This window comes from Micromonospora sp. NPDC049580, assembly GCF_040675595.1.
In the GTDB taxonomy this organism is placed as follows: domain Bacteria; phylum Actinomycetota; class Actinomycetes; order Mycobacteriales; family Micromonosporaceae; genus Micromonospora.
On record NZ_JBFAPG010000212.1, the window covers coordinates 1 to 10,117 of the forward strand.

4 protein-coding genes and 1 pseudogene are annotated in these 10,117 nt (G+C 75.4%); all 5 read left to right on the plus strand.

Annotated elements, in window-relative coordinates; all coding sequences use genetic code 11:
* Positions 1-229 (plus strand): annotated as a pseudogene (locus tag AB0J68_RS18130) (hypothetical protein); the annotation flags it as partial.
* A complete protein-coding gene (locus tag AB0J68_RS18135; protein ID WP_363939494.1) occupies positions 226-6,915 on the plus strand; it encodes a condensation domain-containing protein in 6,690 nt (2,229 codons plus the stop codon). The pseudogene AB0J68_RS18130 and the gene AB0J68_RS18135, both read left to right, overlap by 4 nt.
* Positions 6,916-6,926: 11 nt before the next feature.
* Positions 6,927-8,315 (plus strand): MFS transporter, encoded by a 1,389-nt coding sequence (locus tag AB0J68_RS18140; RefSeq protein ID WP_363939496.1) that lies wholly within the window; start codon positions 6,927-6,929, stop codon positions 8,313-8,315.
* Positions 8,312-8,542 carry an acyl carrier protein gene (locus AB0J68_RS18145; RefSeq protein ID WP_234591281.1) on the plus strand — a complete coding sequence of 77 codons (231 nt, stop codon included), beginning with the start codon at positions 8,312-8,314 and terminating at the stop codon, positions 8,540-8,542. The genes AB0J68_RS18140 and AB0J68_RS18145 overlap by 4 nt, the downstream gene beginning before the upstream one ends.
* The coding region (locus tag AB0J68_RS18150) for a hypothetical protein (RefSeq protein WP_363939498.1) at positions 8,539-10,117 on the plus strand (1,579 nt) is incomplete at its 3' end. The genes AB0J68_RS18145 and AB0J68_RS18150, both read left to right, overlap by 4 nt.

A 10,117-nucleotide genomic window follows, 5' to 3' on the forward strand; every position in this document is an offset into this window, starting at 1 on the left:
GCGCGGCCCCCCGCGGCCGGGCCCGGGGGCGGGGGGGGCGCCCGCCGACGACCCCCTGGTCAGCCCGGACGAGGTGGCCGGCTGGGCGGCCTGCACCGACTCCGGTTTCTCGCTGACCGTCGTGCCCGGGGGTCACCTCTACCTGCACGACTCCCCTCCCCCGCTGTCCCGCCTGCTCGGCGGCGGGCCGGCCGCCGACCGCGCGTACGTCGAAGGGGCCACCCGATGACCCAGGACCTGCACCCGGACCTCGCCGACCTCACCCCCGAGCAGCGGGAGCTGCTGGCCCTGCGGCTGCGCCAGGGCCGTGCCAGCCAGGCCCGCGCCAGCCAGGCCCGCGCCAGCCAGGCCCGCGCCAGCGAGGCCCGCGCCAGCCGACCCGACACCGCCGTGCCGACGCCCCGATCGGGCGGCGTACCGGCCAGCTATCCGCTCTCCTTCACCCAGGAGCAGCTCTGGTTCCTGGACCGGCTGGAGCCCGGCACGCCGGTCTACAACGTGCCCTTCGCCGAGCGGATCACGGGCCCTCTCGACGTCACGGCGCTGCACCGGGCGGTCGACGCGGTGGTGGCCCGGCACGACGCGCTGCGGATCGTGTTCGCGAGCGTCGACGGCGTCGTCACCCAGCGGGTGTCGGACGCCCTGGAGGTGCCGCTTCCGGTCCTCGACCTGACGGCGTTGCCGGAGTCGGAGCGGCAGGCGGCGGTCGACCGGGAGGTGGCCGCGCACGCGGCCGTCACCTTCGATCTCACCAGCGGACCACTGCTCGCGGTACGGCTGCTCGCCCTCGCCGCCGACGAGCACCTGCTGCTGGTGACCGCGCACCACATCGTCTTCGACGCCTGGTCGGCCGGCGTGTTCGTCGAGGAGTTGGTGAGCTGGTACGGCGAGTTCGCCGCCGGCGTACCGGCCGGGCTGCCCGCGCTGCCCACCCGGTTCGTCGCGCACGTCGCCGCCCGCCGCCGGCCGGAGGCGGAGCGGGAGCTGGCCGGTCACCTGGCGCACTGGCGGGAGCGGCTCGCCTCGGCGCCGGCCCGCTCGACGCTGTCACCGGACCGCCCCCGGCCGCCGGTGCAGACCCACCGGGGCCGGAGCCTGCCGTTCACCGTCGACGCCGAGGTGGCCGCCGCCCTCGCCGGACTGGCCCGCAGCGCGGGCGCCACCGTCAACGCCGTGGTCCTCGCCGGGCTGACCGCCCTGCTGCGACAGGCCACCGGCCAGGACGACCTGCTGCTCGGCATGCCCACCGCCGGCCGGGCGAGCACCGACCTGGAACCGCTGATCGGCTGCTTCGCCACCATGCTGGTGCTGCGGGTGGACACCGGCGGCGACCCGAGCGTGCGCGACCTCGTCCGCCGGGTGCACCGCACGGTCAGCGAGGCGTACGCCCATCAGGAGGCCCCGTACGCGCGGGTGGTGGAGGAGGTCCGCCCGGTCCGCGATCCGAGCGTGAACCCGCTGTTCCAGGTGCTGGCGACCATGACCGACGGCGGCGTGGAGCAGCGGCAGGCCGCCGGGGTCACCTTCCGGCCGGTGCCCGCCGAGAGTGGCCTCACCGACTTCGACCTGTTCGTCAGCCTGACCGCGCACGGTGACCGGATCGACGGCGCGGTCGACTTCAACGCCGACCTGTACCTCGACGAGACGATCGCCGCGACTGTGGGTCGGCTGCCGGAGCTGCTGCGCGTCATGGCGGACGCGCCGGACCGGCCGCTGTCGGAGGTGACCGGGCTGCGCCGCCACCGCATCGCCCTGGCGGCCACGTTCACCGTGGACCCGCTGCGCGATCCGGTGGAGTTCTGGCTGCGCTTTTTGCGCGTACCCGCGTCGGTGGAGCTGGCCGGGTACGGCCAGCTGGTGGCCCACCTGCTGGCCGGGCCGACGGCCGACGCCACGGTCTGCCTGCTGCGGTGGGAGGACTGGTTGCGCCGGCAGGACGACGCCGGCGCGGAGGCGGCCCTCGACGCGGCGATGGACGACCTCGACGCGGCGGTGGCGGCGTACCGACGGCGGACCGACGCCCCGCTGCTGCTGGTGGTGTGCCCCGCGTCGCCGCGCGTCGCCGACCGGCTCGGCGAGCGGTCCGGCCGCCTCGACGACCGGCTGGCCGCGTTGGCCGCCCGTACGCCGGGGGTGCACGCGGTCTGGGCAGCCGACCAAGCCGGCGCCTACCCGGTGAGCGAGGTGAGCGACGAGCGCGCGGACGAGTTGGGCCACGTGCCGTACACGGGCGAGTATTTCGCGGCGCTGGGCACGATCGTGCTGCGGGAGCTGCGGCGGCTCGTCGGCCAGCCGCGCCGCCTCGTGCTCGTCGACGCCGAACGGCTGCCGGTCGACCGGCTCGTCGGCGCGCTGCCCGGTCACGAGGTGCGGGCGTACACGGCCGCCGCGCTCGCCGACGCGGACCCGGCGACCACTGTGGTGCTCGACACCGACCCGCAGGCCGTCGCGGCGCTGCGTGAGGCGCACCCGGGCGTGCTGGCGCTGGCCGTGCCCGCCGGGTGGGACGAGCTGCGCCGGCTGCTCGCCCACGTCTGGCCGCTGGACCCGCCCGCGCCGGTGCCGGCGACCGGGGCGAGTGGGCTGCGCACGGCGATCGGGTCGGAGCGGGCCGCGTACGTCGTCGAGGAGTTGAGCACGGCCGCGGCGGTCGCCGACCGGAGCCGCCCGGCTCCGGCGGTTGTCGCGGCGGCCGACGGCGAGATCGTCGCGCCGCGCACCCCGACCGAGGAGCGGCTCGCCGGCCTGTGGGCCGCCGCGCTCGGTGTCGAGCAGGTCGGTGTGACAAGCGACTTCTTCCACCTCGGTGGGCACTCGCTGCTCGCCACCGGTCTGCTGTCGCAGGTGCAGGCCGAGTTCGGTCGCGAGGTGTCGCTCTACACCCTGTTCACCAACCCGACCGTGGCCGGGCTCGCCGCCGTGCTGGACGCCGACCCGGACGCCACCGCGCTCGCCCCGCTCACCCCCGCCCCGCCGGGTACGCCCGCGGTGGCCTCCTCGGCGCAGGTACGGCTGTGGGCCCTCGACCAGCTCGGCGACGACGTCGTCCGGCACAACACCACCGCCGCCGTCGAGCTGCGCGGCGACCTCGACAAGACGTCGCTACGCCGGGCGTTCGACGACGTGCTGGCCCGGCACGAGGTGCTGCGGACGACCTTCTCCGACCGGGGCGGCGAACCGGAACCCGTGGTACGCCCGCACGTCGACCCGTGGCTGGAGACGCTGGACCTGACCGGGCTGCCGGCGGCGAAGCAGGCCCGGGCGCTGCGCCGGGCGGCCGCCGAGCTGGCCGCGCACCGGTACGACCTGGCCGCCGGCCCGCTGGTGCGGGCCCGCCTGCTGCGGCTGCCCGAGCAGCGCTGGCACCTGCTGCTCGGCATGCACCACATCGTCTGCGACAACACCTCGTGGAGCATCCTGCTCGACGACCTCGCCGCCCGGTACGCCCACCACGCCACCGGCGTCGACCGGCCGCTTCCCCCGCTGCCGGTGCAGTTCGCCGACTACGCCCGACACCAACGCGACTGGTTGGCGTCCACCGCCGTCGAGCCGCACCTGGCGTACTGGCGGGAGCGGCTGGCCGACGCGCCGCCGCTGCTGGACCTGCCCACCGACCACCCCCGCCCCGCGGAGCGCTCGGACGTCGCCGGCTACCAGGCCCAGCGGCTGGGCACCGGGCTCGGTGCGGCGGTGCGGGAGCTGGCCCGGGCGGAGGGGGTCACCCCGTTCGCTGTGCTGCTGGCCGGCTTCGCCGCCCTCCTGCACACCGAGAGCGGGCAACCGGACCTGGTGTTCGGCGTACCCACCGCCGGCCGGGAACGCGCCGAGCTGGCCTCGCTGATCGGCTGCTTCGCCGACCTGCTGCCGCTGCGCGTGGACGTGGCCGGCCGGCCCACATTCCGGCAGCTCGTGACCCGGGCGTACCGGACGGCACGGGAGGCGTACCGGCACCAGGGGCTGCCGTTCGCGACCATCGTGGAGGCGCTGCGGCTGCCCCGGCAGGCCGCGTACCACCCGCTGTTCCAGTGCGTGCTCAACGTCCTCGACGGCGCCGACGAGCTGCCGGAGTTCGCCGGGCTGGCCGCCACGCCGGTCGAGGTGCCGAGCGTCGGTGTCGACTTCGACCTCTTCCTCAGCGTCACCTGGCAGGGCGACGACCTGCACGCCGACCTGGCGTACCGGGCCGACCTGTTCGGGCCGGAGCGGATGGTCCGGCTGCTGACCGGGCTCGCGAAGGTGCTCGACGAGGGGGTTCGTCGGCCGGACGCCCCGCTCGGCGGGGGACGGCGCGTGTCGGCGCCCCGCCGCCTCGCGCCGCCGGCGCCCCGGCTGGTCGTCGGCGGCACCGTCGAGGTGCCGGGGCTGGCGGCGACCGTCCGCTTCTGGACGGGGCTGCTCGGCCTGCCGCACGCCCTCGAACAGCTGCCGTCCGGCGCGCTGCTGCGGCTGCTGCGCGATCCGGCCGCCGGCCTGGCGACCGGGCAACGGGACCACAACGTGCTGGTGCTGCGCTGGGAGGACCGGCGGACACCCGGTCCGCTGGGGGCGGGCATCGTCGGGCTGCGCGACTTCCACACCGAGCTGCTGGCGGCACTGGACGTCCACCGGGGGCACAGCGCGGCGGCGCTGACGCTCGTGGTGTGCCCGCCGTCGCCGCCGTACCGGACGTCGCCGTGGAGCGCGTTCTTCGCGGAGCTGACCGCGCGGCTGGCCGAGGCCCGGCCCGACGTCGACGTCGTCGCGGTCGAGGCGTGGGCGCGACGCTACGGGGTGCCGGAGCTGTTCGCCGGCGACGCCTGGTCGCCGGAGCTGGCGGCGGTCGCCGCGACAGTTGTGGTGCGGCGGGCGGTCCGGCACCCGGCCCTGAGCCGGCTGGTCGTACCGGCCGGGCCGGCGCACCGGCAGGCGGAGCTGGCCCGGCTGCTCGCGGCCCAGGCCCGGTCCGGGCGCGAGGTGCTGCTCACCACCACGCCGCAGGGCGCGGAGCTGTCCGCGCTGGTCACCGCCGGGATCATCGGGTACGCCCCGACCCCGCCCACCGACGCCGCCACGCTGGTCCTGCACCCGGCCACCGAACCCGCGCCGCCGGACGCCCCGGCGCTGCCCGTCGACCCCGCGAACGGGCCCGTGGACGTGCTGCGTGGCCTCTGGTCGCTCGACGCGGACGTCTCCCGGGCCGCCGACGCGCCGGTCGACCGGATTCCCGCCGGCCTGCTCGCCGAGGTGGCCACCGAGCTGAGCGACGCGGCGGCGCTGCGCGGCGCGGTCACCGACGGGTACCGGCGCTCGGCCGACCGGGCCGCCGCCGCGCCGCGCACCGACCGGGAACGTCAGCTCGTGGCGATCTGGTCGGAGCTGCTGCGCACCAACCAGCTCGGCATCAACGACGACTTCTTCGCCGTCGGCGGTGACTCGCTGCTCGCGATGCAGCTCGTCGCCCGCTGCGCGGCGGCCGGCATCCACATCACCCCGCGACAGCTCGTCCGCCACCCCACCGTCGCCGAGCTGGCCGCCAGCCTCGGAGAGACGACTGTGGCGCTGGACGCCGAACAGGGCGCGGTGCACGGCGACGCCCCGCTGACCGGCGCGCAGCGCTGGTTCACCGACCTGGTCGCCCCCACCATGGGCCGGCCCGCCCTGTTCAACCACCCCTACTACCTCCAGCTGGCCCGCCCGCTCCCGGCCGACCTGCTCCGCGAGGCGGTCCGCCGGCTGGTGGCCCAGCACGACGCCCTGCGGCTGCGCCTGACCCGCCAGCCGGACGGGAGCTGGCGTCAGCACCACGCCGACCCCGCCGACGCGGTCCCGTTCGTCAGCCACGACCTGACCGGGCTCGGCGTCGACGAGCGGGAGGCGGCCGTCGAGGCCCGCTGTGCCGAGGCGCAGACCGGTCTGGACCTCACGGCCGGCCCGCTGGCCCGGGTGGCGCATTTCCGGCTCGGCCCGGAGCTGCCCGATCGGCTGCTGCTCGTCAACCACCACCTCGTCGTCGACGCGGTCTCCCGGGGCGTGCTCCTGGCCGACCTGGAAACGCTCTGCGACCAGCTCGAACACGGGGTCGAGCCGGCGTTGCCCGCGAAGACCACGTCGTACCGGGCCTGGGCGCGGCGGCTGGCCGAGTACGCGGGCTCGCCGCAGCTGCGCGAGCAGTTGCCGTTCTGGCTGGCGCAGGCCGACGACTGTGTGCTGGCCCGACTTGCCGACGAGCCGACCGCCGCGCCGTTCCGCCTCGGTGACCTGGGCCTGGCCACCGTGACGCTGGACGAGGCGGCGACCCGGGGACTGCACGCCGTCGCCCGCCGGCTGCGCGCCAGCGTGCGGGACCTGCTCGTGTGGGCCGTGGTGGCCACCGTGGCGGGGCGTACCGGGGGCGCGGTCACCGTCGCCACGACCGGCCACGGCCGGGAACCGCTCTTCGACGACGTCGACGTCAGTCGCACCACGGGCTGGTTCCAGGTGCTCTATCCCCTGCGGCTGGAACTGCCCGCCACCACCGACGCGGCGCGCTCGGTCCGCTCCGTGATCCGCCAGCTCGGTCGGGTCCCGGACAACGGCATCGGCTACTCGCTGCTGCGCCATCTCTGCCCCGACGACGACGTACGGGCCCAATTGGCCGCGACGCCACCGCCGCCGGTCGCGGTCAACTACATGGGCGGCTTCGGATTCGACGACGTCGCCCCGGCCAACCAGCTCCTCGATGTCTGCGCGGCGCCGTTCGGGCCGACCGAGGACCCCGACGGGCACTGGCCCTTCCCCTTCGACGTGACGGGGTCGCTCACCGGCCCCGCACTGCGCGTCGATCTGAGCTACGCCACTCCGGCCTTCCGGCCGGAGACCGCTGAGAACCTGCTCGACGGCATCCGGACCAGCCTCTTGCGCCTGGTCGGGAACCACGGGCAACCGCCACGGCAGTAGGAGGAGACCCCATGGCGTTCCGACGCCCGTCCCGGTTCGCCGGGTTCACCACGATCTGGTTCGGCCAGCTGCTGTCGGCGCTCGGCACCCGGATGACGAACTTCGCCCTGAGCATCTGGGTGTGGGACGCCACCGGCCGGGCCTTCGACCTGACCATGCTGATGGCGTTCGCGTTCGGCGCGACAGTGATCTTCAGCCCGATCGCCGGCGCGCTGGTCGACCGGTGGGGACGACGACTGACCATCGTGCTCAGTGACGTCGGCTCGGCGATCACCACCGCCGTCGTGCTGCTGCTGTTCCTCAGCGGCTCGGTCGAGGTGTGGCACCTGTACCTGGTCAACCTGGTCACCGGCGCGTTCCTCGCGTTCCAGCTGCCGGCGTACCAGGCGACCATCACGGTGATGATGGAGAAGGGCCAGTACCCGAGGGCCAACGCGATGATGTTCGCGGTCCGGACCATCCCGGTGATCTTCGCCCCCGGCTTCGCCGCCGCGCTGCTCGGCCTGATGGACATCAAGGTCATCCTGTTCATCGACGCGCTGTCCTACCTGGTGGCGATCGGCGCGGTGCTGCTGGTGCAGCTCCCACCCGTGCCCCGCTCGACGCAGCAGGACGAGGGCGGCTTCTGGTACGACACGATCTACGGCTTCCGCTACATCCTGGCCAGTCGGGCGTTCACCGGGCTGGAGGCGATCATGTTCGCCATCAACGTGCTCGCCGCGGTGGGCTTCGCCCTGCTGGTGCCGCAGATCCTGGCCCGCACCGACAGCAGCACCAACGCGGTCGGCCTGGTGCAGACCATCGGCGCGGTGGGCGGTGTGGCCGGCGCGCTCCTGCTCGGGCTGCTGCCCAACACCCGCCACAAGATCCGCCGGATGCTCATCGCCATCCTGGTCTTCAGCGTCCTCGGCCGGATCGTCTACGGCGTCGGGGACAGCATCATCGTCTGGTCGGTCGCCCTGCTCTTCCTGCACCTGTCCATCCCGTTCATCGACGGGTACGCCCAGTCGGTGTGGCAGGAGAAGGTCGAGCCGTCGCACCAGGGCCGGGTCTTCGCCGCCCGCCAGTTCATCGAGGACCTCGCGTACCCCGGCGGCACCGCCCTGGCCGGTATCGCCGCGGACCGCTGGTTCGAGCCGATGATGCGCGACGGCGGGCCCGGGGTCCCGTACTTCGGGTGGCTGGTCGGCAGCGGACCCGGCGCGGGGATGGGCCTGATCTTCGTGATCGTCGGCCTGTTCGGCATCGGCGTCGCGGCGGCCGGGTTCGCCTCGCCGAGCATCCGCCGGATGGAGGTCGACCTGCCCGACTACGACGAGCCGACCGACCCGCCGGCCCCGCTGCCATCGCCGAGCGGCACCGACGAGCTGACCGACGACCGCGCGGTGGTGGCGAAGTGACGCTGACCGAGGTGGTGGCCGGGGTCCTGGAGGTCGACCCGGCCGAGGTGACCGACGAGTCCGGGCCGCAGACCATCGGCACCTGGACCAGCCTGCGGCACCTGCAACTGGTGGTGACCCTGGAGGAGGTCTACGGGCTGTCCTTCGCCTTCGAGGAGATCCGCGACGTGCGCAGCGTCGGCGAGCTGCGCACCGTGCTGCGCGCCAAGGGCACGGAGACCCGATGAGCGCCGACCTGTTCTCCCGACGCACCCGCTGGCAGGCGCTCACCCGCCAGCGGCCGGCACCGGCGCTGCGCGTCGCGCTGCTGGCCAGCTACACGGTGGATCCGCTGGTGCCGTACCTGGGGCTGGCCCTGCACGACACCGGGCTGCCGGCCACGCTCGCCGTCGGCCCGTTCCAGCAGGTCGTGCAGCAGTGTCTCGCCACCGACGGCTTCCTCGCCGAGGCGCGACCCGACGTGCTGATGGTGGCGCAGCGCCTGGAAGAGGCCGGCGACCCCGGTCCGAGCGGCGACGCGTGGGCGGCGGAGCTGCTGGCCGGGGCCGAGGCGGCAGTCACCGCCGCGCGCCGGCACCGGGCCCTGCTGGTGTACGTCCTGCCGGCCGTCCCCGCCTCCCGCCCGTACGGGCCGGCCGACGCGATGCACGCCGACGGGGTGACCGCCAGCGCCACCGCCGTCCGGCAACGGCTGCGCGACCGGCTGGCCGGCGACCCGTGGGTGCTGCTCGTCGACGCCGACGAGGCGGTCCGGGCCGTCGGTGACGAGCGGGCGTACCACCCGGCGCTGTTCCGCTTCGCGAAGGTGCCGTACACCGAGGAGGTCTTCGCGCGGCTCGGCGCCACCGCCGCCGCGCTGGTGGCCGCCGGGTTCGGCGCGGGCTGCCGAGCGCTGGTGCTCGACGGCGACGGGCTGACCGGGGCGGCGCACCTGCTGCCGGCGCTGCGCGAGCTGCGCGCCGCCGGCGTACGCGTGGCGCTGCGGGCCACCGGCGCCGACTGGTGGTCGAGCGCCGACGCGACGGACCTGTTGGCGGTGCTGGACGGCTGGGTCACCGACGAGCGGCCGCTGGCCGACCAGCTCGCCGAGATCGCCGACGAGCTGGACGTCGCGCCGGCCCAGCTCGTGCTGGCGGGTACCGGCCCGACGCAGGCGCCGCCGCGACACGTCCCGCTCGGGTCCGATCCCGCGCTCTGGTCGGACGAGCTGCGGGCGGCGGGACTGACCGACCGGCTCCCGGCCCGACGGTGGACCGGCGGCACGTCCCGGCCTGCCGTCGCGCCCACCGAGCTGTCCCTGGACGACTTCGTGGCCGGCCTGGACGTCCACGTCGACTACCGGCCGGTGGCCGCCGACGGCGTCGCCGAGGTCGCCGAGGTCGCCGCCCGGGCGCACGACTTCGCCCTCGCCCCCGCCCCACCGGCCGCCGCGCTGGCCGAGCGGGCCGCCGACCTGCTGGCGATCCGGGTACGCGACCGGCTCGGCGACTACGGCACCTCGGGCCTCGTCGCGCTGGACCGGACCGTCGACCGCTGGACCGTCGACGTCTTCTCCCTCTCCTGCCCGGTGCTCGGTAAGGGCGTCGAGGCGGCCGTGCTGCGGGAGGTGACCCGGCGGGCGGGCGCGGCCGGCGCCGGCGAGGTGCTGGTCCGCTGGACCGACACGGGCCGCAACGGCACGGCTCGGCGCTTCCTGTCCGAGTTGGACGGTGTCGCGCCCGCCGACCCCCGGGTCCGGCTGCGCGCCGCCCACACGGCCGACGACAATTCGATGCCGCCGTCGGCGACAGCATCGACGGCGG

Coding starts and splice junctions, on each gene's coding strand:
- AB0J68_RS18135 (WP_363939494.1), top strand. CDS start 226: ATGACCCAGGACCTGCACCCGGACCTCGCCGACCTCACCCCCGAGCAG.
- AB0J68_RS18140 (WP_363939496.1), top strand. CDS start 6,927: ATGGCGTTCCGACGCCCGTCCCGGTTCGCCGGGTTCACCACGATCTGG.